The following is a 1033-nucleotide window of genomic DNA, read 5'->3' on the forward strand; positions in this document are numbered from 1 at the left end:
AGCTGTGTTGAGATAGGTTTCACGAATTGTTTTATGGTTTTTCAACTTGGAAAAGAATTCATTTCCACAAAGCCCAATAATCCGTGAACGATCAGAAAATGCTCCTTTTGAAGCCTCAATCATCCTCATAATGACTTGGTCAACATTATCAGCAACATTGGTTGTCTCAACATTTAGTTTAAAGTCAATGGGCTTTGGTGGCGTGATTTCCCATTCTTTGTACCAATCTACAATCACCGAGCCATCAGCATCAAGGACAACACCTTGAACAGCGCCAAGTTGCATGTTTTCCCATGTCAATTCGATTTCAGAAATCAGTTTCTTTTGTTTTCTGGCAATATATTTCATTGCTGTCTCTAACTGATCTTCTGCGCCAAATTCACGACGGTTTTGGATTTCCTCTGATTTCACCGTGTCACTTTTGGCAATGCGTGTTGTTTTGAAAAACCGAAGATTACGTCCATCTCTATCCCCTTCTGCCAAGGGGGCGCCACGTTCACTGGTTTGAATCAAGGACAATGTATTGTCACGTCTTTCAATACCAACCACTGTGGTGCTTGTTTCCACTTCCTCAAAAAGATCAAGAGAACTAATAAGCCCCGGTTGAAATTCATAGTTTTCAATCGCTTTCATCATTGTGATGCTTGAGAAAGCATCATGTTTAAAAAAGTTCATATCCATGTGCGCATTCTCCTATCGCAATAGAATGTTGTTATGGTCTTCTAAAGACTGAATGGCTGCTTTCTTTTGCTCATCCGTGATGGCATCTGGCCATAGCAGTTCAGAAGCTTTTACAGTGCATAAGCGTGCTGTAATCACGGCGCGTTGATCTGCGCCGGTTGCGTCAACAGTGGCAAAAGAAATCCCTGCCGGTGTTTGACTGCCATCTGATGCTGCTGGATTAAGGGGGACATAGTGTTCCGTTGCGGTTATCTTTCCCATGACAGTTCCCGCTTCAATGAATGCTCCTGATGCAAACACCACTTCTTCGTTTGACATATCGGGGTCGTAGGGTCCAAGATAAGCGCCATTG

General features: G+C 43.0%; 2 protein-coding genes. Both read right to left on the bottom strand.

Features of this window, described 5'->3' with window-relative positions; translation table 11 throughout:
* Positions 1 to 681: major capsid protein (locus ACFIK2_RS07650; protein WP_375677107.1), on the bottom strand; the 681-nt coding region annotated here is incomplete at its 3' end.
* A 12-nt stretch (positions 682 to 693) separates the two neighbouring features.
* A partial coding sequence (locus tag ACFIK2_RS07655; RefSeq protein ID WP_375677108.1) for a head decoration protein occupies positions 694 to 1033 on the bottom strand: 340 nt, incomplete at its 5' end.

It is taken from the genome of Bartonella sp. AP88XZML (genome assembly GCF_042195565.1).
In the GTDB taxonomy this organism is placed as follows: Bacteria; Pseudomonadota; Alphaproteobacteria; order Rhizobiales; family Rhizobiaceae; genus Bartonella.